Origin of the sequence: Chroococcidiopsis sp. CCNUC1 (genome assembly GCF_023546805.1) — a bacterium.
GTDB lineage: Bacteria > Cyanobacteriota > Cyanobacteriia > Cyanobacteriales > Chroococcidiopsidaceae > Chroococcidiopsis > Chroococcidiopsis thermalis.
Genome location: NZ_CP097480.1, coordinates 6,110,497 through 6,133,662, shown reverse-complemented (window position 1 = coordinate 6,133,662; position 23,166 = coordinate 6,110,497). Strand labels below are relative to the sequence as shown.

Sequence of the window (23,166 nt, the reverse complement as noted above, 5' to 3'; positions counted from 1 at the left end):
GGAATTTATCATGTCCGAACTGCTGCAAACTGTTCTCGATAGTGAAGAAAGAAGCGATCTGCGCCAGTTTTTTAGCGAGATTCGTCATCAAGATAAGAAGTATTTGTTGAGAAACGACATTCTGATGTCGTATGTCGAGTACTGCAATAAGTACCAAAAGTCGGCTGAATTTTATAGCGGTTCTCATCTGGGTAAGCTCATTTACTATACCCAAGAAATCATTCTAGAAAATGGTAATCTTTGTTTAATTATCCGCCAAAAAATTGCCAGTCAAGAATTCTATCGAATCACAGAAGATTTGATGGTAGAAGTGCTGACGATACAGGAATTGCTTGATGTTCGCGATCGCTTTGTCAACCGCTACCATCCAAATGAAGGGGATATTCTCGAACTCGATTTTGGACCTTTTTACGACTACACTCCCACCATTCGCGACCCGAAAAATATTGGTAAGGGGGTACAGTATCTCAACCGCTATCTTTCCAGCAAATTGTTTCAAGACCCCAGACAATGGTTGGAAAGTATGTTTAACTTTCTCCAGGTACATCAATATGATGGAATTCAACTGCTAATTAACGGCAGAATTAAGTCCCATCAACAATTATCCGATCAAATCAAAAGAGCGATCGCATTTGTGGGCGATCGCGCCAGTGAAGAACCCTACGAAAATTTCAAATTTGACTTACAAATGATGGGGTTTGAACCTGGCTGGGGAAACACGGCGGGGCGGGTACAAGACACTTTAAGTATTCTCGATGAATTGATCGATTCTCCCGATCCGCAAACCCTGGAAGCTTTTATTTCTCGGATTCCGATGATCTTTAAGATCGCCCTTGTTTCATCCCACGGCTGGTTCGGACAAGAGGGAGTTTTGGGACGACCCGATACAGGGGGTCAGGTGGTATACATCCTCGACCAGGTAAAAAGTTTAGAAAAACAGTTGCAGGAAGATACGACCCTGGCGGGTTTGGACGGGATGAATGTGAAGCCGAAAGTTGTCATTCTCACCCGCTTAATTCCTAATAGCGATGGAACTCTTTGCAATCAAAGATTAGAGAAAGTTTATGGAACGGAAAATGCTTGGATCTTGCGCGTCCCGTTGCGAGAATTCAATCCTAAACTGACACAAAACTGGATCTCGCGGTTTGAGTTATGGCCCTACCTAGAAACTTTCGCGATCGATGCTGAGAAGGAATTACTAGCAGAATTGCATGGAAAACCCGATCTAATTATCGGTAACTATTCTGACGGTAATTTAGTCGCATTCTTACTATCGCGGCGGATGAAGATTACTCAGTGTAATATTGCCCACGCGCTAGAAAAGTCCAAGTATTTGTTTAGCAACCTGTACTGGCAAGATTTAGAAGATAAATATCACTTCTCGCTACAATTCACCGCCGATCTGATTGCCATGAATGCGGCTAATTTTGTCATTAGCAGCACCTACCAAGAAATTGTCGGGACTCGCGATAGTGTCGGGCAGTATGAATCCTACAAGTCCTTTACAATGCCAGACTTGTACCACGTTGTCAGCGGAGTCGAACTATTCAGTCCTAAATTTAACGTGGTTCCGCCTGGTGTGAATGAAAGTTACTACTTCCCATATTCGCGGATGGAAGACCGCGTGCCAAGCGATCGCGAACGGGTAGAAGACCTATTATTTACCTTGGACGATCCCGTTCAAGCTTATGGCAAACTCGACGACCCCAGCAAGCGTCCGATTTTCTCGGTAGCCAGGTTAGACCGGATCAAAAACTTAACTGGTTTAGCTGAGTGTTTTGGGAAAAGCGAAGCATTGCAAGAACATTGCAATTTAATCTTAATTGCTGGGAAATTGCGCGTTGAAGAATCGGAAGACAACGAAGAAAAGGATGAAATTGTCAAGCTTTATAGCATCATCGACCAGTACAATTTGCATGGCAAGATTCGCTGGTTAGGGGTACGCTTGCCTAAATCTGCTTCTGGGGAAGTTTACCGCGTCATTGCTGACCGTCACGGTATTTTCGTGCAGCCAGCGTTATTTGAAGCTTTCGGCTTAACCGTATTAGAGGCGATGATTTCTGGTTTACCGACTTTTGCCACTCAGTTTGGGGGACCGCTAGAAATCATTCAAGATAAGGTAAATGGTTTCTACATCAACCCAACGCATCTAGAGGAAACAGCCGATAAAATTTTGGAATTTGTGACGAAATGCGAACAAAATCCTAATTATTGGTATGAAATTTCCACGCGAGGAATTGACCGAGTTTACAGCACTTATACTTGGAAAATTCATACTACGCGCCTGCTATCTCTGGCACGAATTTACGGTTTCTGGAATTTTATTTCCAAAGAAAACCGCGAAGACTTGTTGCGTTATCTTGAGGCTTTATTCTATTTAATTTATCGTCCAAGGGCGCAACAATTGTTAGAACAACACATGCATCGTTAAGTTATCGGGTGCGTTAACAACGCACCCTACCTTACTACTGCCAAACAAAAACTTTGGCTTCGTAAGGACCAATGTCCAGCAGCATATCTTCCCCAGATTCGAGGTCGTAATTCCCCGTCCATTCGTGCCATTTTCCAGCAGCAGGGAAGTTATCGACGCGATACCCAGCTAAGAAGTTTTCTGAGAAATTAGCGATTACAACTACGCGAGAACCTTCATCGTTCCAACGAGTGTAAGCTACGACTTTAGCTTCTGGATTTTCGTGGAAGAAATCGATATTTTCCGTGTAAAGCGCGTGGTTGTGCTTGCGGAGGTTAATTAAGCCTTTGTAGTATTCAAATAAGTTGCGATTGAGATCGTTGCCCAGCAGTCCCCACTCGATTTTGGCAGATTCAGTTGTTTTTGGCTTATATTCGCCAAACTCTTCACCCATCCAAACTAAAGGAACACCAACAGCTGTCATTAATAAGGCAACTCCCAATCTAATTCTCCTGAAAGCTTCTTCGTCAAAGATTTGGCGATCGCCTAACTCTACCATCAAATGGTTGTGGTCGTGGTTGGTCAGGTAATTGACAACATTAGTTGCACCCATGAAGCCTTGACGCTTGCAGTCAATGACATCTTTAAGTCTTTCTAAGTCGAAGGTGTCACCGCAAATGTGCGCCAAAACATCGTGGTAAAAACTATCGTGCCAGCAACCATCCATCGGACCATCTACATTAGTAATGGATGTTGTTTCGGGAATGTGTTCGGCAACAGTATAAAATGGCTTCATGCTGGCTTTTTGCTTGGCTTCATTCACTATCCAATGCATGAAGTCATAGTTGGCAATTTGTCTTGCAGCGTCAAAGCGAATGCCATCAATATGAAATTCTTCCACCCAAAATCGCACGTTGTCGCCAATAAATTTCCGTGCTGGATATGTTTCTAAATTTTCATCGTAAAATTCGTAATTAAACTCTGGTCCCCAGTTATTATCGGGGTCGCGGGGTTCGTGATGATACCAATAATCGTGGTCGATTTGAGTTAGCGGACTTTCTGCTTCTGAGTGGTTGTAAATCCCGTCCATGATAACGCGAATGCCTTTTGCATGGCATTCATCGATCAGTTTTTTCAATCCCTCTGTAGAACCGTAGCTGGATTCTGTAGCGAAAAAGTGACGGGGATTGTAACCCCAGCTATGATCTCCCGGGTATTCTTTAACTGGCATCAATTCGATTGCGTTAACACCAAGTTCGCACAGATAATCTAATTTTTCAACAACGTGTTTGTATTTACCGCGTGCGTGAGGGTCGTCTTCACCACCAGAAAAATCGCCAACGTGCATTTCATATATTACCAACTCGCGATCGCTCGGTAATGGCTTGTCGTCGTGTTGCCATACATAAGTATCCAGAATCCGCTGTCCATCTTTTACCCGCACTACTGCATTCTGCGTTGGGTTATCGATATCTGTAGCATAAGGATCGATAACATCTACCCATTGGTCGGGTTCAAAGAACCAAGATTTAGACTGGACGCGAAACTTATATTGATATACGCCATCTTCTAATTCAACTTTTGTCCGAAAGTACCCGTCTTTACCTTTTTCCATCGCTATCTCTTCCCAATTGGAAAAGCAGCCAATTAGCTTCGCACCTTTGTTATATGGAGCAAATAAACTAAATTCTATTGGGCTTGCCATGATTTTTTTAATACAGTGACGAACACCCGTATTGTCTTACGCGCAAACAGAGTTTGAAAATCATTCACGGGGTAGAAGATAGGTTAATCTACCTTCCTCCCCAAGATATACGAGCGAACGATTCTTTTCAGGCAAGTCCCAAAAATTGATGAATTAACTGAGTGTTCGATCGCATCTCTATCAATTTTATGAAAAATCTCAATCCTATCTCCATCAACTGTACTTCTTCAGATATATGTCTATAGCCAGAGTTTGAAGTGGAGCGCGATCGCGCTTCAAAATATTTGTTAAGATATGTGTAGCTGATAATACAGACTTACATTTTATTTAACTTTAAATTTTCATTATTTAGATAGAACTGTGTTTTGTCTTGCGGCAGAGGGTGAGTAAACTGTAACAAAGCTAACCTAAAAACTAGGAAAGGAAATAGTTGGAGCTTTCCCTTTCTAAACCAAATTATTTTCAGCCAAATTATGGCGCTTGTACTGAATTAAAATTTCAGATGATGCGGCTAGAATAGACCTGATTTTTTCTAAAAATCCTATGCAGCTAGAATCCCTAAATAAAAGTTACAAGAGTAACAATATACCTGCGATCGAATTTCCCTTAGTCTTTTCTAGCTTTAGAAATGGATTGTGGCTGTTTGGAATTCCTTCCTGGTTATTTGGTATTGTCGATCGCAGTTTTGCCGCTTTTACTGATGGATATGTCTCTTCTATAGAGCTGGTACACTTATTTACAGCTTCTTTTTTCTTACTAGGCTGGATTTATCTCAAACCTGAAGAAAGCTCAAATATTGGTGGAATTGGTGCAGTCAGAAGTTATGCAATTGAGGCACGAAACTCTATAGATGAGCATAGCTTACACGCAACCACAGCTAGAATGTCAGAGCTGCAAGAGCAACATGTCATTCGTCAAGAATATATCTTACCCTTTCATTACATTTGCCAAATTTACCATCTTTTAAATCTCAAACACTTAGAGACAATCCACCATTTCAGTCTTAACAACCTTAAAGTGATTGGAGTTAGTCAAATTCAGCCGACACAAAGCGGGGGAATGGTAAGATTTCAAACTGTGTTAGATTCACCTGCTAACGTGTTACGAATTTGGCGACAACCAATAGTCGAAGTAGGATTAACCTTACATACTCCGTATACGGTAGAGTTGAGTATTCCGGTTTATAACCAGCGATACATTACTGTTTTGTTCAATGTTATTCCCGTTGGTGCTAACGAGCATAAGCTCATTATCGATATCTACAGCAATCTCAATTGGCCCCGACCATTATTGCAAGTCGTGTTGCATTTTGCCGCTTGTTTGACTTTGTTTGAAGATTTACCTTATTTGCAAAGAATCGCTCAGAAAAAAGTACATCATCTCGTCAATCTCAAAGGAATCTCCGAAAGAGATACGATGTGGTTGTATCGAAGATTTGTGAAATTGCATGGAGCGCGTCAAGTACTAAGCTTACCTGAAGCAAAGGCTTAAATATACGTGTTAATAAATCTCTTTCCAAGCTGCTACAGTACTCTTCCCGATTTCGCTATCTACAATTTCTCCGCTTTCCGTCACCAATCGAATGCCAATATTTTCACTTGGGGAGTTTTTCAAGGCAGAGGCTAAATCTGGTTTGACGCGAAACCTACTATTATCTCCTTCTAGTTGAAAAACGCGATCGCCGACTTTGATATATAGATTGGCAATTCCCAAAGCTGCGTTTGCGGTTAAACAGTCTCTACTGATACGATGGTCAAACCAGCCATGACCAAAATTGCAATCGCGATCGCTATAAGCTAATAAGAAGCGTACCGAATCATTCCGCCAGAGGCTAACGACTTGTATTCTGGCGTTTGTATTTAAAATACGTCGATAAAAGAAGTTTTTATCGAAAATACCCACATACTCTCCCTCAAATGGATCGATAATTCTTACAGGTTGCGACCACGGCACGTCAATCCCTGGATCTAAAGCTGCCGATCGCACGATCGGGAGTTCTTGGGAAATCGCAGATGGAATAGAGATATATACTGTAGCGATCGCTAAAGACGCAAAACATAATTTGACTGCTTGACGCTTCAGCGAATGTCTAAAAACACAAGTTAGGCTGATGGAAGACATAGAGTAATACCAGAAAGTCAGCTATTTTCACTCTAGTACTTTCATTGTAGTCTTCTCCTCCTTCATCAAGCCGATCCATTGCCACCGATATCAACCTAGTACCAATCGTCAGTTTTTTTAGTAGGGTGGGCGATGTCCATCTTACGCTTGAGTTTCACTCAAAAAAAACTATAATTTTTAAGCTATCTCAATTCGTAAAATTCGACCAGATTTTTTATATAAAGGTACTAAGATTGGAGTTAGGTATTTCAACCACCACGGTTGCAAACGGTGGGGATATTTGGCAAATTCGGTTAAATAATAAATTTCCTCTTTAACTCTAATTCCTACATTCCAAGTTTCTAGTTCTTGAGAATTGTCAATTCCCCAGCTAAATTGAGCGTTGGTTTTAGATACTGTATCGTGAGCTTGAGTATTCTTTGCTCGTTTAGAACTCAGCACGTCAAAAAGCATCTCGACTGGAGAAAACTGCTGGTGAATCTGCTGAAATAAGGTTCGTACTTCTGATGCTGTCAGATACATACTAACCCCTTCCATAATCATTAATACAGGTCGATCTTCTGCTCGATTAATTTTAGAAATCCATGCAGCATCTAAAAGCGAACTCGAAATTAACTGATAGCGATCGCTCGGAGTTACTAACTTGCGTTTTAGTTCGATGACTTCAGGGAAATCCACCTCATACCATTGCACCTCACCGTTATCGATGCGAAAAAATCGCGTGCAAAGTCCCGCACCTAAATTCACAACAATAGCTGTAGGATGAGTTTGCAGAAAATTGAGTACAGCGCGATCGTAAACTCTGGCACGAATAACACAACCTAGTTGAGATACCCATCCTTGACTATATTTCTCAAAGTCATAGTCTAACTTTTCGGCAATTTCTACTGCTTTTTCATCCTTGAGGATAGCATCTTGGCGTAAAGTTTCTACAGAACGAGCGTATAGAGTAATTGTTAGCGTTTCAGCCACACCCGTGAGTTTAGCAGTCGATTCTTTTACTTGACTCATAGTCTTTTAGATGCTGAAAAATTGGCTAGAGTTTTGGCGATCGCAAGTTTCAATCTATTCAAATTTATGCTGACATTGACGGCAAGCATGACATGGCTGAGTTCTGGGTTCAAAGTCGCGACAGGCAATTGCTGCTTCCGTACAGGCATTTATTGGGTTTACCGTGCATTTGAGCCGATAGTCGTTGGTGAAAAAGGCACACCCAGAACAGGGAATTTGATGTAGTGTTTTGATGCGATCGCTGGCTTTTTCAATGGAAAGGATGGCGCTAACGCAAGCGCCAATTGTCATTGCCCAAGCACAGCAAGCAAGAAAAATTGTCATTAACATTTGATTCCTATAGTTGGTTGCATGTCACGAGAGAGCTGCATTTCAAGATAATTTTGGCAGTGAAACCTAGATGTAATGAGACGAAGACAAACGAATTTTGCGTGTCAGCCGAGAATCTGGCTCACCGCACTTTTGGAACAGGCAAATTTTTTTGGAACACTCAAATTTTATTGATAATTACTTTCAATAAATTATTTGTATATAAAACTTAATATTTGCTGTCTGAACTCATACTGAAACCATGTTACTCAAACTAGACTACAGAAATTCATCTGTAGTCCCCCTGTTTAAGGGGGGTTGGGGGATCTTCTCTGCCGTAGTCAAATGTAAATCAGTGCGTGATACTTGTAGGGGCGCACAGCCGTGCGCCCCTACAGAGCGTGTTTTACCCAATTGAAAATTGCTATCAGTCGCACGTGCCAAACCTCCGTCAATAAAACAAATCAGGCGCTACAGCTAACTGCGCGCCCATACAGATTTATTACACTCAAACGAGAATTACTTACTCCGGTCGGTGGATAATTGTTTCCATCACCCGGCGCTTTGTTCTTGGCTCAATTCCGAATATTCGCAAATACTCATTTTGATATTCAGACAAATTGACTTCGAGCGCAGTAATTGCTTCTGATTCACCTACAATACTTTGACCGCAACTCTTCCAAGAATTAGTCCGAAATCGGCGTTTATCTACATGTTCGATACCAATGTGGTAGCCTTGCGCTATTAAATTTCGTACTTGCTCCAAAGTTTGTAAGCCAATTTGAGTTGATATTACCTCATTGTGACGATTATTATGAACTGGAAGCTCGTAAGATTCAACTGAGTTTACTACTCCACTACTAGCTTGGGGCAATTGAATACTTTCATTGACAAATCGATTCCCAGATTGCCAAACAGGAAGAGGCGTTTGTGTAGGTGAATAATTTTTTACTGGATTCTTTGCGGATTCTGCACCATTACCAAAGGGCGAAGTGACAGTTTCTGGCTGCGATGATTTCGGTTTTTCTAGTGGCGCTGGAGGAGTATATTCTCTAAAATACCTGTTTCCATCTAAAGCTCGATTATACTCTTTGACTAGCTGAGAACTCTGTACTTGTTGCTGCTCTTTCACCATCAAGTTACCCATTTCAATCAAACGGGATAGATTGAATTTGGGCTTGCTAAATTCTGGTGGTCGATCGGCACTATTTACAACTCTTCTCGATACCTGCTCTATACCAATTTTGAAGATAAAGTCGCGAATTTGCTCGTCGTAAATTCTAGAACGCAGGGCACTAAAGAAATCGACTGACTGGTTGGAGAAAGTATCGACTAACTGCTCTATTTCCCGTGATGAGAGTCCGTCGTCTGAATAAATTCCAGCTACGATACCGACTTTATCACTGCGATCGGGTTGCCAGTAAAATTTTTCCATTCTACCGTCTCGAATTAATGGCGCGTATAGAGTGGAAAAATCATTACCTGTAACAATAATTGGGACGCGATGTAAAGGTGTTTCGTCGTAACTACCAGGTAATTGTACGTTAGTTGGATTATCCGCAATATTCATCAACGTGGCGTTTACCAACTGAGTATTCACCGTATACTGAGTGCCTTCATCAAATCGTCCTGCGCCTGCATCGAGATCGTTAATCATGATGGCGCACATTTTACCCCGCACGCGGATCAATTCTGCTGTCTCTCGATAGCGCAGACGCAGCAAACGCGAAGGATCTCCAGCATCGGGGCTTTCCAATTCACCACCAGAAATATGAGTAATTTCTATCCCCATCTTCTCGAATACTAAATCGCACTGAAAAGATTTTCCCTCGCCTTTACGTCCGTGAACGCCTAAAATCAACGGTACGCGAATACCAGGAATATTTAAATAATTCTTGGTGATAAATACAGCGATTTTTTCGAGAAAACGAGGTGCAATGTAGTAATTCATGAATCTATCAGATAGGTCGAGCCGCTTAAACTTATCTTAAGTTTTTTTTGGTTGTTGCGATCGCTTTTTCTCGATCTACTTAAGATTGCTGTTGTGCTACTTTTCTCACAGCATCTATGTCTAATTGCAGTTGCTCGGCAATCTGTTCTACTGTTAATCCTGCTTTCAGTAACAAGGGTACTGCTGCTAGTTTACCTTCCTCTCTACCTTGTTCTCTACCTTGTTCTCTACCTTGCTCTCTACCTTGCTCTCTACCTTGCTCTCTACCTTCTGCTAAAGCTTCCTGGTAGACTTTGGTTTGTTTTAGTTCGTTTAATCCCAACATCGCTTCTATCTCCTCTCTGCTCAAGTCTGGAAATTTGTAAACGAATACAGTTTCTACTAATTCTATAAATTTTCTCTGATTTCCGGCATCGGTTAATTCACGTCTAATTCTTCCTACCAACCGCCTACCCCGTTCCGAAGCAACCTCTTGTCTTAAACCAATGAGTTGCAATAAACTTAGTCCCAAAGATAGATTTTCAGTTTCGCCTAATTCATCTAAGTAGATGCGCTGGAATTGGGAACTAGATGCAAATACCCGATACTGTCTAGGTAAACCTGGATCTAAACTACGTCTGGTAAAAACTAAAATGGCTTGCCAATCATTAACTGGTTGGTAGTCGTGTAAATACAAAAAAATTTGGCTAAAAAAACTGGAATAAAGAACTTTTTTGCTGTCTTTATAACCTTGAACTTCGACAAAGACAATAGGTAAGTCAGTAGCGTAAATTGGCGGTACTAAAATACCATCTATCCGAAAGCTAGTTTGTTTGACTTCTTGGGAGGCAAAGCTGTAGGTAATATTTCTAGCGGATAAATTACCTATAAGTTCAAAAACGATACTTGGATCGGTTTGGAAAATTTCGTAGAATAGACTATCTGTTTGCACGGGCGATGCCAAAAGCGGTTTGCGAAGCAACCACCGCACTAAAAAATCCACAAAAGGAGAGGTAGAATCTACCCCTCCTTTCAAAACACTTTAACTATTTCTAGTTTTTAGTAGTATCTACCACCACTGCTGTTGGGTTTGTGAACCAAGAAGCTGAGGATTTGACACTGCTTGACGTTATCGAAACCAACGATCCGAATGTAGCAGTTGGAATACTGAGAACGGCAAGCTTGAACTTCATTCAATACTTCTTGAGTGCTTCCAGCTCCAAACAAAGGCAGCTTCCACATTGTCCAATAACACTCTGTTGGTTCAGAGCTTTCGTTGAACTCAATTGCTGGAATGTATCCTTGACTCAGAATGTACTGAACTTGACGACTAATTTGAGCGTCAGTTAGAGGAGGCAAATAAGATAGAGTTTCGTAGCGCCGATCTTTTGGTAGCGTTTGCATGGATTATCTCTGTGGGTTGCTGAAAAATTGATGATTGTCATTTGTCATTTGTCGTTTGTTGTAGAAACAACTAGTAACCAATAACTAATGACGATTTAAGGACTATCCAGATTGGTTTCTGAGGTAGTTTGCGGCTCAGAATCAAGGCTAGGATTTGTTTCTAGTTGCGTAATCCGCTCTAGATGCTGCTTGCGGTGTTGCATGTTGGCTTGCTGAATCCCAGCACGTACCATCTCAGGTAAGAAATCAGCCACTTCCTCCGCTAAATGTTCTCTGACAGTCATGATTCGCAATGCTAAATCAGGCTTTTCTCGAAACAAATTTTCTATGTACGCTTCGCCGTCTTGTATTCTGTCAGTCGCAGAAAAGCGATGCAGCCACAGTGCCAGAGGAGGGTTAGTTTCACCAATTTGCGCCAACACCGTTCTTACTGCCTGATAAGTTAGGTAGCTTTGCAGCGTCTTGGCTGTGTCCTTCGCAATTCGCTTTATATCCATGCTTGACCCCAGCCTTTGTAGAGTTATGAGGTATGAGTCGTGAGTTTTGAGTATTCTAGCTCACTCACCACTACGAAGCTAATGGGGCGCGAGGACACCTCGCCGCCCGCTGCTTCACCACTCACTACTCGCCACTGATTAGAGGGTATCAACTGCCTTGAACTCGAACTTGATTTCCTTCCACAGTTCGCAAGCAACAGCCAACTCAGGCGACCACTTAGCAGCTTCGCGAATTACATCGTTACCTTCGCGTGCCAAGTCACGTCCTTCGTTACGAGCTTGAACGCAAGCTTCTAGAGCTACGCGGTTAGCAGTTGCGCCAGGAGCGTTACCCCAAGGGTGACCGAGCGTCCCACCACCGAACTGCAAGCAGGAGTCATCACCAAAGATTTCTACTAGCGCTGGCATGTGCCAAATGTGGATACCACCAGAGGCTACAGGCATTACACCAGGCATGGAAGCCCAATCTTGAGTGAAGAAAATACCGCGAGAACGGTCTTCTTCAATGTAGTTTTCGCGCATCAGGTCAACGAAGCCCATCGTGATCCCGCGTTCGCCTTCTAGCTTACCGACTACTGTTCCAGAGTGCAGGTGGTCGCCACCAGACATCCGCAAGCACTTAGCTAATACGCGGAAGTGAATGCCGTGATTTCTCTGACGGTCGATTACGGCGTGCATAGCGCGGTGGATGTGGAGTAACAAACCATTATCGCGGCAATACTTCGCCAAAGTGGTGTTAGCAGTGAAACCACCAGTTAGGTAGTCGTGCATGATGATTGGCGTACCGAGTTCTTTAGCAAACTCAGCCCGCTTCATCATTTCTTCGCAGGTAGGAGCAGTAACGTTAAGGTAATGACCCTTAACTTCGCCTGTCTCTGCTTGTGCCTTGCCAATTGCTTCTTGAACGAATAGGAAGCGATCGCGCCAACGCATGAAAGGCTGAGAGTTAATATTCTCGTCGTCTTTGGTGAAGTCTAGACCACCGCGCAAGCACTCGTATACAGCCCGACCGTAGTTTTTCGCCGATAGACCGAGTTTGGGCTTAATCGTACAACCCAACAATGGACGACCGTACTTGTTTAGTTTGTCGCGCTCAACTTGAATCCCGTGGGGAGGTCCTTGGAATGTCTTCAGGTAGGCGACAGGAATTCTCATGTCTTCCAGACGCAGCGCTTTGAGGGCTTTGAAACCAAATACGTTACCTACAATCGAGGTCAACATATTAGTGACGGAGCCTTCCTCAAACAAGTCGAGAGGATAAGCCACAAAGCAGAAGAACTGGTTATCTTCACCTGGTACTGGCTCGATGTAATAACAACGACCTTTGTAGCGGTCTAGGTCGGTTAACAAATCCGTCCATACAGTCGTCCACGTACCAGTGGAGGATTCAGCAGCTACAGCCGCGCCAGCCTCTTCTGGAGGGACTCCAGGCTGAGGCGAGACACGGAAACAAGCCAGAACGTCTGTATCTTTGGGAGTGTAATCGGGGGTGTAATAAGTCAGTCGGTAATCTTTAACCCCTGCCTGGTAGCCCGATTTGGTCTGGGTTCTCGTTTGCGCGTAAGACATATTTTTCTTCCAAGAGTCAGTCTCTTCCACTCGCTAGTTAGTAAGTCTATTCCTTGCCAACCAACGCGGTTTTTAACAATATATCAAGAATTGAATTAGTTAAAATTTAAATGTACTGTACACATTTATAAAAATTTATTATTAAACTTGTATTTTATTAAATTTTGTTACAAATACTGCTGAATGTATCTGAATCAGTTACCAGTTATCAGTTATCAGTTATGAGAGGGCGCAGGGAGTAGAGAGCAGGGAGCAGGGAAAAACTTACCTCTTGCCTCTAACCAATTACCCATTACCCATTACCCATTACCACTCTCTTATGCCAATCACTACCCAGCAATTAATTCAATGGAAGCAACAAGGACAGACAATTGTTGCTCTAACTGCGTGGGATTACACTACGGGGCGATTGTTAGATGCTGCGGGAGTGGATTTAATTTTGGTAGGTGACTCTTTAGCAGTCATGCTGGGCTACGAGACTACTATACCTCTGACATTAGAAGAAATGTTACATCACGCTAAGGCAGTCCGCCGAGGCGTGAAAAGAGCGTTGTTAGTATTCGATTTGCCGTTTCTGACTTATCAGGAAAGCTTTCAGCAGGCTATGCATTCGGCGGGAAGGGCGTTGAAAGAAGCAGGGGCGCAGGCGGTAAAAATCGAAGGCGGACATCCGGCAATTATAGAAACTGTTTCGCGGTTGGTACAGGCGGGGATTCCAGTCATGGGACATATCGGTTTGACACCCCAATCGATCCATCAGTTGGGATTAAAGCAACAAGGTAAAACAACTACGGCGGGAGAGAAACTGATTGCTGAGGCGATCGCTCTCGAAGCAGCAGGAGCCTTTAGTATTGTCTTAGAACACATTCCATCAGACTTAGCGGCTCAGATTAGCCAAAAATTGACGATTCCTACTATAGGTATTGGTGCTGGTTCTAAGTGTGACGGGCAAGTATTAGTCACTGCCGATGTGTTGGGTTTGTCTGAACGGCAACCGCCCTTTGCCAAGGTGTATGTAAACCTAAGTGAAGCGATCGCTCGGGCAGTGCAAGATTATGCTGCTGAGGTGAGAGAGCATAAATTTCCATAGGAATTCTTTCTATCGATCGTATGGAAACTAGTTATGACCGTGATTTTGCAATGTCTCTACCCGATACTCCACGTTGGGTAGAAACTCGTTCGCTGTTAGTTTCCCGTGAAGGCGAAATTTTTGGCGTGGATGAAACAGCAGGAAAACTAAGTTTTATTGTTTGTAGTTCGACTAAAAAATTAATTTGTATAGTCGGCTCTCCTAATCAAAAAGCAGTAGAACAAGCTGTGACTTATGTAGGGGAAGGAAGTGAAATTATCGCCGCACTGGAAAGTAGTAACTATATCGCTCAAATTTTACCAAACTGGCGATCGCAACTAGCATGGCTGCATACACTCACCGATCCTCGCAAGTTACCTAAAGTTCCTCCAGGGAAGGTACGTTTACTTTCCACAGATGAAATTGGCAATTTAAAGCATTTACCAACTGACTTACAAACAGAATTAGCGATCGCCTCTGATTCTTGCTCAATTGCCGCTACTATAGCCGATGATGTCCCAGTCTCGTTTTGCTACGCCGTGGAAACCGAAACTTTGTGGGACATATCGATTGCCACATTAGCAGCGCATAGAAATCGCGGCTATGCAGCTTTGTGTGTTGCCTACATGGTGGAATACATGCACCAAAAAGGTAAACAGCCAGTTTGGGGTGCAGAAGAATGCAATTTACCCTCGATGAAGCTAGCAGCTAAACTCAGATTTGTCCCCGTCGATTGCCTCATATTACTTCATCAATAAGCTACCGTCATATAGTGAGCTGAGATTGGTTACTGCAAAATTATGGTTAATAGTAATACTGACAAGAGACAAGGGAGACAAGGGGGACAAGGGGGACAAGGGGGACAAGGGGGACAAGGGGACAAGGGGGACAAGGGGGACAAGGGAGACAAGGGGGACAAGGGAGACAAGGGAGACAAGGAAGCAATTCTAGCCACCAGCCACTAGTCACGAACCACTCACCCCACACCCCATTACTAGGTTTAAATCAAGCACAACTCACCGCCTGGGTACAAGCACAAGGACAGCCAGCTTATCGCGGTAAGCAATTATACGATTGGATCTATCACAAAGGAGCGCGATCGCTATCTGAAATCTCAGTGTTTCCGAAACAATGGCGTAGTAGTGTAGAAAATGTTTCGATCGGGCGATCGCAAATTCATCATCGCACTGTAGCCCCTGATGAGACTGTCAAATACTTACTTCAACTTGCAGATAATCAAATTGTTGAAACTGTAGGTATCCCAACTGACAAGCGCCTTACCGTATGCGTCTCGACTCAAGTAGGGTGTCCGATGGCTTGCGATTTCTGCGCCACGGGTAAAGGGGGCTTTCGTCGCAACCTCGCCCCGCATGAAATTATCGATCAAGTTCTGACAGTCCAATCCGACTTTCAACGGCGCGTCAGCCACATTGTTTTTATGGGTATGGGCGAACCCTTGCTAAATACAGAAAATGTCGTGGCAGCGATTCAATCTCTGAACCAAGATGTGGGTATCGGACAGCGTTGCATGACTCTTTCTACTGTGGGAATTCCAGGGCGAATTCTTAAACTTGCTAAATACCAACTACAAGTTACCTTGGCGGTTAGCCTTCACGCCTCTAACCAAGCTACCAGAGAAAAACTGATTCCCAGCGCCCAAAAGTACTCTCTCCATGACTTACTTTCAGAATGTCGCGAGTACGTGCGTCTTACTGGTCGCCGCGTCACGTTTGAATATATCTTACTTGCTGGGGTAAATGACGGCATAAAACAAGCAGCTGAGCTAGCTCAGCTGCTACGAGGTTTTCAAAGTCACGTCAATCTAATTCCTTACAATCCGATTCGAGAAGCAGATTATCAGCGACCGAGTTCAAGTCAAATTCAGGCTTTTGTTAACGTCCTGAAGCAGCAACAGATCGCTGTGAGCGTCCGCTATTCCCGTGGATTGGAAGCAGAGGCGGCTTGCGGTCAACTACGGGCGCAGCAGCTACAGCCTTCATTGGGTTAATACCCGGCGCATATGCTTCTATAACTTTTCCTGTACGAGCGCACGTCACCATGAGATAGTCACAGCTATTGCATTGCGTGCGTGTTAGTTCGCTACTTAATACATAAAATCTTTCTGCTTCGCTGCCACAGTTGGAGCATCTAATCTGTTGTTTTATTTGCATTTGACAAACCTTTTGAGCCTAAGAATTTTTAAGAAAGAAGAAATAAAAACTGGAAGGTCAATCGAATATATAGTTGGGAACGCGATTGTTGAAATCTAGCTAGTCGATCCAGCTAGGTTTTGTCCGAGACAGTCATTTTTTTTCGTTCCAGTATATATTCTCGCAAGATTTCAGCTCAGTATCCATGCCACTTTTGGTAGAAAATATAAAAAGTTTGCGTGGACACTACTTCGATTTACTGCGATCCCCATGATGAATCCTTTGATTTTGTAGCTTAGATAACAGTGTTAACAGACTTTCTAATGGCAGTGAGCGTTGACTCACTACTAAGATAATCGGTAAACCGATCCCCGAGTCCAATCAATAATTTGACTCACGATCGGGTTTTCTCCTATCAATTTTTAACCATTTATTAAGGTTTGGTTTCCATCGAGAGTTAGATTGCTTGGATACGATCCCCAAGCGAAACAGATAGAAAAACGCCGAGCGCTTTTCTATCTACAAATTGTCAACTTATGTCAAATTAAATAGAAAAATTGGTCAATTTATGCTTTGAGGTGGGTGAAAATAGTTATAAATTTCCCCTGCCAAGCGAGAACCGATACCATCTACTGTTGCCAGTTGCTCGATACTGGCTTGGCGAATGTAGTCGATCGAGTGAAAATGCGCTAGGAGTTGTTTCTGGCGATGGTAGCCCAAACCAGGAATTTCTTCTAGACGCGATCGCCTCATCTTGTCGCTACGCTGCTGGCGGTGGAAACTGACAGCAAAGCGATGTGCTTCATCTCTCAGTCGCCTAAGTAATTGTACTCCCGATTGTTCCGCATCTGTCGCCAAAGGTTGAGATTCGCCTGGTAAAAAAATTTCTTCCCGCTGCTTGGCTAAGCTAACCACTCGCAAGTCTTCCATCAAGTTCATTTCTTGCAAGACAGCTACAACTGCCGATAATTGCCCCTTACCGCCATCAATCATCACTAAATCGGGCCAGTCGGGGTTTCCCACTCGTTGCATTTGCGGATCTTCCACGTATTTACGAAAGCGGCGTTGAATCACTTCCGCTAAACTGGCAAAGTCATCGGAATGACCAGCCGTAACCGTAGGATTTTTAATCTTGTAGTGACGATAGTATTGTTTGGCAGGTAAACCTTCAATAAACACCACTTGGGATGCAACCGCATTGGAACCCTGAATGTGAGAAATATCGTAGCCTTCAATTCGATGGGGTAAGTCGGGTAAGTCGAGAATGGCGGCTAGATCTTCCATAGCTTGGGAGTTGCGATCGCTCAATTTTTGCGTCCGTGCCAGTTCGTACTCGGCATTTCGTTCTACCATCTCGATCAATTCTGCTTTCAATGCCCTCTGGGGATTCACAATCGTGACTTTCCGCCCCTTACGTTGGCTTAACGCTGTCGCTAGCATCTCCGCTTCCGGTAATTCGTGCTGTACCAGAATTTCTGTAGGAATTTCTACATCGTCAGCAGTTTCATAATGTTGTTCTAAGACACGCTGTAAGATTGCTCCTGGTTCTAATTGGGGTGTGGGGTGTGAGGTGTGGGGTGTGGGGGCAGAAATTTCTAAATTGGGTGTGGGTAGGGGCGCATAGCTATGCGCCCCGACTTCGGCGACAAAACCGAGGCGACCGACAAGTTGTCCGGCGCGAATTTGAAATAACTGAATGCAGGCGTGCTTTTCATCTGCTGCCAGGGCGATCGCATCTCGCGAGATCGTATCATCAGGTAGCGATACCTTTTGATCGGCATTCAGCGACTTTAAACCAGCAATTTGGTCGCGAATTCGTGCTGCTGATTCAAAATTTAATGCTTCGGCGCTAGCTTGCATTTGTGCGGTCAGGACATCGATCAATTCCTGCGTTCGTCCTTGAAAGACCATCGCTACCTTTTGCACGGTTTTGCGATATTCTTCTGGTGAAATTAGTTTTTGACATACCCCTGGACAGCGCCCTAAGTCGTAATTGAGACACGGACGGTCTTTAAATAACGGTTGCGGGCGTTGCCGCAGAGCAAAGATTCGCTTTGATAGCCGTAGAATCGTTCGCAGTAAGTGAGCGTCAGTGTATGGTCCGTAAAACTTGTCTTCTTTTTTACCTTGGCGGCGATTGCGCGTGATGAAGATGCGGGGATATTGCTCCGACCAGGTGATACAGACGTAAGGATATTTCTTGTCGTCTTTGAGTAGAACGTTGAAGTAAGGCTGATTTTGCTTGATGAGATTAGCTTCTAAAGCAAGGGCTTCTGCTTCTGTATCGGTAACGATAAACTCAATATCGGCGACCTGTCGCACCATCATAGCAATCCGATCGCTCAGTTGCTTGGGGTCGCGAAAATACGAACGTACCCGCGATCGCAGTTTGCGCGACTTGCCGATGTAAATAATGCGATCGCTGCTGTCGCGCATGAAATAAACCCCTGGTTCGGGAGGAATTTCTTTCAGCCGACTTTCTAATCGATCTGGATCTCTTACCAGTGGTAATGTCTTCGATGCTGTCACTACCCTCTAAACCCGCTTGCCTGAAGTCTCTTCCTCTGTCATCCTATCAAACTGCACGCAGAAGGGTTGAGGATTGGCGGCTGGAGGTTACAGACTTTAGTTGAACTCTCTATACTGAGGGTGAAATCTCAATTCTCATTCCCAGACTTCGACTTGCTTCCTAATACCTACTAATAGTCAGAGAAGCTTTGTTTATTCCTTACCGCTCTTCTTACCTATTGATTTGCACCAAATTAATTCTAAAAAGAATATACTGATCGAATAAATTGTCTGCTTTAGCCGAGTTATTTATATTTCTATAATAGTAAATATACTCTTTTTATTTCTAAAGGCGTGATAAATTATACACCAACTATAAAGTATAAATTAAATTTGGGTTGCCAAAGATGAAATTCTCACAGATTGGCTAAATTCTACATTAGCTGAGATTAAATTGGTTCTAGAAGTCAAAAACGATAAGTTATTTGAGGAGCTTGCTGCAATAGGCTGAGTTATGAATATAGAAGAATTTGAACTGAACTATCGAAACGGTATTGATGACACGCTCAATCAACTTCAGACAGCGGTGTTGTTATTAGCACAACTAGAAGATCGAATTACAGTTATCGGTCAGGACTTACAAAATCTCAGCCAGACAGTAGAGGAGTTTGTGACGCAACAGCGCGATGAATGATTTCAGAAGAGGTTCTACGATCGCTGTAGTTCTTCTTCTATTGCCTGTTTCAAATCTCTCAAACTGACTGGCTTGACAAAATAACGCTTTGCACCCAATTTCAAAGCTCGCTGCTGGTCGGCTTTGAAAGCAAAAGCAGAAACCACAATAACTGGAATACTTTGATAGTCTTGTCTGCAACTCTTTTGTTCGAGTAAAGTATAACCGTCAATACCTGGTAACTTTAAGTCTAATAAAATTAGTTCGGGTCGAAAGTCAGCCAAAGCTTGAAAAAATCCAGTGCCATCCGCTAAACCCAAAACCTGGTATCCACAAAAAACTAGATAATCTTCCAACATCTGTCGATTGAGATAGTTATCTTCAACCAATAAAATTCGTTGTGGAATAGGGTTGGCTGGTGCAACCGATCCAGCGTTGCTCACTTGTGTAATTAAATAACTGTTGTTGCTTGTATCACACTTCAAAGTCTTATATTGAAGACCAATTTAAAACAAAACTGAATTTACATTTGCGACTAGTTGTTACTTAGCTAGTTATCATTCATATTAATCAAGCACAAGTATAATGGCAAATTGTCACCGAGCGAGCAGTTAGCGAGTGTCGGAAGCAAGCAAGGGTGCAATTACCAAAATTTTCTAATCTTTACTCTAATCATTTAAGAATTGAGCGATCCGATCCACAGCCGTTTCTAAAACATCAGGCGATTGAACCAGAGCAAAACGGACGTATCCTTCACCAGATTTACCAAAACCAGCACCGGGAGAAACTGCAACTCCAGTCGCTTCTACTAATTGAGTGCAAAAGCTGACAGAATCTCTATCCCAAGGTACAGGTAGTTTTGCCCAGATATACATGGTTGCTTCAGGGATGGAAACTTGCCAGCCAATACGATGCAAAGCACTCACAAAGCGATCGCGGCGTTGGCGAAAAGTTTCTACCATTCTTTGCACTCCAGTTTGGTCGCCACTCAAAGCAGCGATCGCCCCATTTAATATGCCTCGATATTGATTAAAATCGACTGCGGCTTTCACCTGGCGCAAAGCTGCAATCAGTTGAGAATTACCGATTGCATATCCGACGCGGAAGCCTCCCATGTTATATGACTTAGAAAGGGTAAAAAACTCAATCGAAACGCTTTTCTCTGGATCGGCTTGCAAGATAGAAGGAGCTAGGGGAGAATTCGGAATTCGGAATTCGGAATTCGGAATTAATTGTGACTTGTGACTTGTGACTTGTAATTGCTCCCCCAGCCTCCTCAGTTCCCTCAGCTCCCTCAGCTCTGTTCTACTCCCTGCTCCCTGCTTCCTGCTCCCTAAGTCCTCAAACACCAAATCGACATAGGGGAAATCGTGGACTAAAACTAAATCGTGTTGTTGGCAAAAAGCGACTGCCTCGCGGAAGAAGGAAAGGGGTGCGACGGCGGTGGTGGGGTTGTGGGGATAACTCAGTACCATCATCCGCGCCTGTGCTAATACCGGGGCAGGAATGTCGGCTAAAACAGGTAAAAAATTATTTTCTGCCAGCAGGGGCATGGGATAAATTTGACCGCTAGCAAGGTAGACTCCGCCAGCATGGGAAGGATAGCCAGGATCGAGGAGTAAAGCAAAGTCTCCTGGGTTGAGTATGGCTAGAGGTAGATGGGCTGTCCCTTCTTGAGAGCCAATTAAGGGCAGAACTTCAGTTTGTGGATCGACAGCAATACCAAATTTTTGCTCGTACCACTGGGCTGCGGCTTGGCGAAAGTTTTGAGTGCCGTGAAAAAGTAAGTATCCGTGGGTTTTAGGGTCGTGGAGAGATTGGGCGATCGCTTCTGTAACGTGCGCTTCTGCGGATAGATCGGCAGAACCCAGGGACAGGTCGATCGCATCTCGCCCAGCTAATATTGCTCTTGCCTTTGCCCGATCCATATCGGCAAAAACATTTGCTTTCAAGCACTCTAAACGATTGGCAAACTGCATAATTTTTTGAGGAGTTAGGTAGAGGCGCACGGCTGTGCGCCCGTAGAAGTTTCTTATTGCTACAAATAGGTATCTAACATATCGGTAATTTTTTGTTTGCTCAGCGCTCCTTCGGAAGCAGCAATGACCTCCGTACCGCGAATTAAGCGCAGGGCAGGGACTCCTTCTACTTTGTACAGCTTGACTGTAGCAGGGTTAGGATCGACTTCCATTTTCACGACCTTGAGGCGATCGCTATAGTTCTCAGCGACCCAATCAATAGCAGGTGACATCAATCGGCAAGGACCACACCAAGAAGCCCAGAAGTAGATCAATACGGGTCGGTCAGCTTTTACAACTTCTGTTTCAAACTCTTTGTCTGCGATCTGAATTGCGTTGCTCATGTGACTATTCCTTAACAGCCTCTTGTACCACTCAACTATTATCAGTTATCAGTTATCAGTTATCACTGACCGATCGCCACTGACCGATGACTAATGACCAAGCTGGTTTAAACATAAATGCCCGGTTTTCCAAAAATTCATCAGTTGCAGGTGTAGTACTCATAGTATTCTATCTAGCCCTTTGAATTGTCTTTGCGATCGACAGCGTTCTAAGAGGATTTGTATGAGTTTTACTGCTATGCAACGAAAATGGGCTATGACTGCGTTAGCGATCGCTATTTTCACAGGTTTAGGCAGAACTAGCAGCGCTCGAACTGCAACAGCAACACCAACACCTTTATTCGAGCGAGTTGCCAGTTACAGTACGACGATCGCGGCGAATCAAAATCCAGCAGACATATATTATCCCCAACAGCCTCCTAAAGAGCAGGGGCGACAGCGATTTCCCGTTGCCTTACTGCTGCCAGGAGCAAATGTTGATAAGTCTAGTTATAGCGATTTCGCCAGAATTGTCGCTAGTTACGGGTTTGTTGTAGTCGTTCCCATTCAACAGCGATCGCTGCCTCAATTTGGATTTACAGGGCTGCTGCCGGATACTTCTCAAATCGACGCAGTTTTAAACCAAATTAAAACGGAAAAATCTAATTCTACTCCAATTGCGAAGATTGTCGATCCTCAAAAACTCACATTACTCGGTCACTCTGCTGGTGGTGCTGTCGGTTTATCTGCGATCGGCAACTTGTGTATTATTCCTGTTACGTGTGAGGGTTCCTTCAAACGTCCTAAAGAGCTTGTAGGTGGGGCATTTTTTGGCACAAGTCTGCGCGACCCAGCAACTCAAGAGTATATTCCCATCAAAAATGCTGGTATTCCTATTGCTCTGATTCAAGGCGATCGCGACAGCATTGCTTTACCCAAAAGAGCGCAAGCTACTTATGCCAATATCCAATCTCCGCCCAAAGCTCTAATTACCGTTTCAGGTGCAAATCATTACGGCATTACGAATACCAATAATCCACCAGGTCCAATCCCCGACTCTAATAAACCACAAATCGAGCAATCGCAGGCAGTAGAAACTGTAGCGCGTTGGAGTGCGCTGTTTTTACGGGCGGAGGTATTAGGCGATCGGCAAGCTTTCGATTACGTCTACAAAACGGGAGACGCTCGCGATCGCCGCGTCAGCGTTACTAGCCAACAGTGAACAGTTATCAGTTATCAGTTATCAGAAGGAGTCGTGGGGGCGGGTTCACCAAAGCTCTCTGACTGCGACGAAGATTTCGGGTGAACCCGCCCGTACAGGAATCGTAGGGGCGGGTGCGCGCAAATAGATGAACAACTTCAGCCGGAAATCTAGGCTCAAAACCCGCCCGTACAGGAGCCAAGAGTAATTTTAAATTTTAAATTTTGAATGCGTGAATTTTGAATTCTCCCCTTGTTTCCCTTGTCCT

Annotated in this window: 20 protein-coding genes and 1 pseudogene; 8 read left to right on the top strand and 13 right to left on the bottom strand. The window is 43.7% G+C overall.

The window, feature by feature from the left end; all coding sequences use genetic code 11:
- The first annotated feature begins 10 nt into the window (after positions 1–10).
- Entirely contained in the window at positions 11–2,431 is a 2,421-nt protein-coding gene (locus tag M5J74_RS28400) for a sucrose synthase (RefSeq protein WP_015157228.1), read from the top strand.
- A gap of 34 nt (positions 2,432–2,465) precedes the next feature.
- Here M5J74_RS28400 and M5J74_RS28395 read toward each other — a convergent pair whose 3' ends face one another.
- Positions 2,466–4,115 carry an alpha-amylase family glycosyl hydrolase gene (locus tag M5J74_RS28395; RefSeq protein WP_015157227.1) on the bottom strand — a complete coding sequence of 550 codons (1,650 nt, stop codon included), beginning with the start codon at positions 4,113–4,115 and terminating at the stop codon, positions 2,466–2,468.
- Between the two features lie 543 nt (positions 4,116–4,658).
- On the opposite strand from M5J74_RS28395, the gene M5J74_RS28390 reads away from it, so the two are divergent.
- On the top strand, positions 4,659–5,606 hold the full coding sequence (locus M5J74_RS28390; RefSeq protein ID WP_015157226.1) for a hypothetical protein: 948 nt from the start codon (positions 4,659–4,661) through the stop codon (positions 5,604–5,606).
- Between the two features lie 9 nt (positions 5,607–5,615).
- On the opposite strand, the gene M5J74_RS28385 is transcribed toward M5J74_RS28390, so the two are convergent.
- The 8 genes from M5J74_RS28385 to M5J74_RS28350 form a co-directional block, all read right to left on the bottom strand.
- Positions 5,616–6,236, bottom strand: a complete 621-nt coding sequence (locus M5J74_RS28385; RefSeq protein WP_015157225.1) for a hypothetical protein — start codon at positions 6,234–6,236, stop codon at positions 5,616–5,618.
- Positions 6,237–6,413: 177 nt separating this feature from the next.
- A complete protein-coding gene (locus M5J74_RS28380) occupies positions 6,414–7,247 on the bottom strand; it encodes a class I SAM-dependent methyltransferase (RefSeq protein WP_250014613.1) in 834 nt (277 codons plus the stop codon).
- 54 nt (positions 7,248–7,301) lie between these two features.
- The gene (locus tag M5J74_RS28375) at positions 7,302–7,577 is read right to left on the bottom strand and encodes a hypothetical protein (protein ID WP_015157223.1); all 276 of its coding nucleotides are present in this window, start codon (positions 7,575–7,577) and stop codon (positions 7,302–7,304) included.
- A 502-nt stretch (positions 7,578–8,079) separates the two neighbouring features.
- Entirely contained in the window at positions 8,080–9,507 is a 1,428-nt protein-coding gene (locus tag M5J74_RS28370) for a ribulose bisphosphate carboxylase small subunit (RefSeq protein ID WP_250014611.1), read from the bottom strand.
- Between the two features lie 79 nt (positions 9,508–9,586).
- Complete coding sequence (locus M5J74_RS28365) at positions 9,587–10,489, bottom strand: Rpn family recombination-promoting nuclease/putative transposase (protein WP_250014609.1); 903 nt, start codon at positions 10,487–10,489, stop codon at positions 9,587–9,589.
- Positions 10,490–10,545: 56 nt separating this feature from the next.
- The gene (locus M5J74_RS28360) at positions 10,546–10,890 is read right to left on the bottom strand and encodes a ribulose bisphosphate carboxylase small subunit (RefSeq protein ID WP_015157220.1); all 345 of its coding nucleotides are present in this window, start codon (positions 10,888–10,890) and stop codon (positions 10,546–10,548) included.
- Between the two features lie 95 nt (positions 10,891–10,985).
- Positions 10,986–11,387, bottom strand: coding sequence for a chaperonin family protein RbcX (locus tag M5J74_RS28355; RefSeq protein ID WP_015157219.1), 402 nt, complete (start codon positions 11,385–11,387; stop codon positions 10,986–10,988).
- A gap of 138 nt (positions 11,388–11,525) precedes the next feature.
- Entirely contained in the window at positions 11,526–12,956 is a 1,431-nt protein-coding gene (locus M5J74_RS28350; RefSeq protein WP_015157218.1) for a form I ribulose bisphosphate carboxylase large subunit, read from the bottom strand.
- 319 nt (positions 12,957–13,275) lie between these two features.
- Here M5J74_RS28350 and panB point away from each other — a divergent pair, with 319 nt between their 5' ends.
- The 4 genes and pseudogenes from panB to rlmN form a co-directional block, all read left to right on the top strand.
- Positions 13,276–14,046 (top strand): 3-methyl-2-oxobutanoate hydroxymethyltransferase, encoded by a 771-nt coding sequence (gene panB, locus M5J74_RS28345; protein WP_106547394.1) that lies wholly within the window; start codon positions 13,276–13,278, stop codon positions 14,044–14,046.
- 20 nt (positions 14,047–14,066) lie between these two features.
- Positions 14,067–14,783, top strand: coding sequence for a GNAT family N-acetyltransferase (locus M5J74_RS28340; protein WP_250014607.1), 717 nt, complete (start codon positions 14,067–14,069; stop codon positions 14,781–14,783).
- A 25-nt stretch (positions 14,784–14,808) separates the two neighbouring features.
- On the top strand, positions 14,809–14,976 hold the full coding sequence (locus M5J74_RS28335; RefSeq protein WP_250014599.1) for a hypothetical protein: 168 nt from the start codon (positions 14,809–14,811) through the stop codon (positions 14,974–14,976).
- Between the two features lie 37 nt (positions 14,977–15,013).
- Positions 15,014–16,033, top strand: a pseudogene (gene rlmN, locus M5J74_RS28330) (23S rRNA (adenine(2503)-C(2))-methyltransferase RlmN); the annotation flags it as partial.
- 703 nt (positions 16,034–16,736) lie between these two features.
- On the opposite strand, the gene uvrC reads toward rlmN, so the two are convergent.
- Positions 16,737–18,704, bottom strand: coding sequence for an excinuclease ABC subunit UvrC (gene uvrC / locus M5J74_RS28325; protein ID WP_250014597.1), 1,968 nt, complete (start codon positions 18,702–18,704; stop codon positions 16,737–16,739).
- 493 nt (positions 18,705–19,197) lie between these two features.
- On the opposite strand from uvrC, the gene M5J74_RS28320 reads away from it, so the two are divergent.
- Positions 19,198–19,377 carry a hypothetical protein gene (locus M5J74_RS28320; protein ID WP_015157212.1) on the top strand — a complete coding sequence of 60 codons (180 nt, stop codon included), beginning with the start codon at positions 19,198–19,200 and terminating at the stop codon, positions 19,375–19,377.
- A gap of 14 nt (positions 19,378–19,391) precedes the next feature.
- Here the strand turns inward: M5J74_RS28320 and M5J74_RS28315 are convergent, their stop codons facing one another.
- The 3 genes from M5J74_RS28315 to M5J74_RS28305 form a co-directional block, all read right to left on the bottom strand.
- Positions 19,392–19,799: a response regulator gene (locus M5J74_RS28315; RefSeq protein ID WP_015157211.1), complete on the bottom strand. Its 408-nt coding sequence runs from the start codon at positions 19,797–19,799 to the stop codon at positions 19,392–19,394.
- 225 nt (positions 19,800–20,024) lie between these two features.
- On the bottom strand, positions 20,025–21,335 hold the full coding sequence (locus M5J74_RS28310; protein ID WP_250014595.1) for an LL-diaminopimelate aminotransferase: 1,311 nt from the start codon (positions 21,333–21,335) through the stop codon (positions 20,025–20,027).
- 59 nt (positions 21,336–21,394) lie between these two features.
- Positions 21,395–21,718 (bottom strand): co-chaperone YbbN, encoded by a 324-nt coding sequence (locus M5J74_RS28305; protein WP_106169018.1) that lies wholly within the window; start codon positions 21,716–21,718, stop codon positions 21,395–21,397.
- A gap of 223 nt (positions 21,719–21,941) precedes the next feature.
- On the opposite strand from M5J74_RS28305, the gene M5J74_RS28300 reads away from it, so the two are divergent.
- A complete protein-coding gene (locus tag M5J74_RS28300) occupies positions 21,942–22,919 on the top strand; it encodes an alpha/beta hydrolase (RefSeq protein ID WP_106216766.1) in 978 nt (325 codons plus the stop codon).
- Positions 22,920–23,166: the final 247 nt, after the last annotated feature.

Excerpts from the sequence above, each read along its gene's own strand:
- M5J74_RS28400 (WP_015157228.1), top strand. The coding sequence starts at position 11 with ATGTCCGAACTGCTGCAAACTGTTCTCGATAGTGAAGAAAGAAGCGAT.
- M5J74_RS28395 (WP_015157227.1), bottom strand. The coding sequence starts at position 4,115 with ATGGCAAGCCCAATAGAATTTAGTTTATTTGCTCCATATAACAAAGGT.
- M5J74_RS28390 (WP_015157226.1), top strand. The coding sequence starts at position 4,659 with ATGCAGCTAGAATCCCTAAATAAAAGTTACAAGAGTAACAATATACCT.
- M5J74_RS28385 (WP_015157225.1), bottom strand. The coding sequence starts at position 6,236 with ATGTCTTCCATCAGCCTAACTTGTGTTTTTAGACATTCGCTGAAGCGT.
- M5J74_RS28380 (WP_250014613.1), bottom strand. The coding sequence starts at position 7,247 with ATGAGTCAAGTAAAAGAATCGACTGCTAAACTCACGGGTGTGGCTGAA.
- M5J74_RS28375 (WP_015157223.1), bottom strand. The coding sequence starts at position 7,577 with ATGTTAATGACAATTTTTCTTGCTTGCTGTGCTTGGGCAATGACAATT.
- M5J74_RS28370 (WP_250014611.1), bottom strand. The coding sequence starts at position 9,507 with ATGAATTACTACATTGCACCTCGTTTTCTCGAAAAAATCGCTGTATTT.
- M5J74_RS28360 (WP_015157220.1), bottom strand. The coding sequence starts at position 10,890 with ATGCAAACGCTACCAAAAGATCGGCGCTACGAAACTCTATCTTATTTG.
- M5J74_RS28355 (WP_015157219.1), bottom strand. The coding sequence starts at position 11,387 with ATGGATATAAAGCGAATTGCGAAGGACACAGCCAAGACGCTGCAAAGC.
- M5J74_RS28350 (WP_015157218.1), bottom strand. The coding sequence starts at position 12,956 with ATGTCTTACGCGCAAACGAGAACCCAGACCAAATCGGGCTACCAGGCA.
- panB (WP_106547394.1), top strand. The coding sequence starts at position 13,276 with ATGCCAATCACTACCCAGCAATTAATTCAATGGAAGCAACAAGGACAG.
- M5J74_RS28340 (WP_250014607.1), top strand. The coding sequence starts at position 14,067 with ATGGAAACTAGTTATGACCGTGATTTTGCAATGTCTCTACCCGATACT.
- M5J74_RS28320 (WP_015157212.1), top strand. The coding sequence starts at position 19,198 with ATGAATATAGAAGAATTTGAACTGAACTATCGAAACGGTATTGATGAC.
- M5J74_RS28310 (WP_250014595.1), bottom strand. The coding sequence starts at position 21,335 with ATGCAGTTTGCCAATCGTTTAGAGTGCTTGAAAGCAAATGTTTTTGCC.
- M5J74_RS28305 (WP_106169018.1), bottom strand. The coding sequence starts at position 21,718 with ATGAGCAACGCAATTCAGATCGCAGACAAAGAGTTTGAAACAGAAGTT.
- M5J74_RS28300 (WP_106216766.1), top strand. The coding sequence starts at position 21,942 with ATGAGTTTTACTGCTATGCAACGAAAATGGGCTATGACTGCGTTAGCG.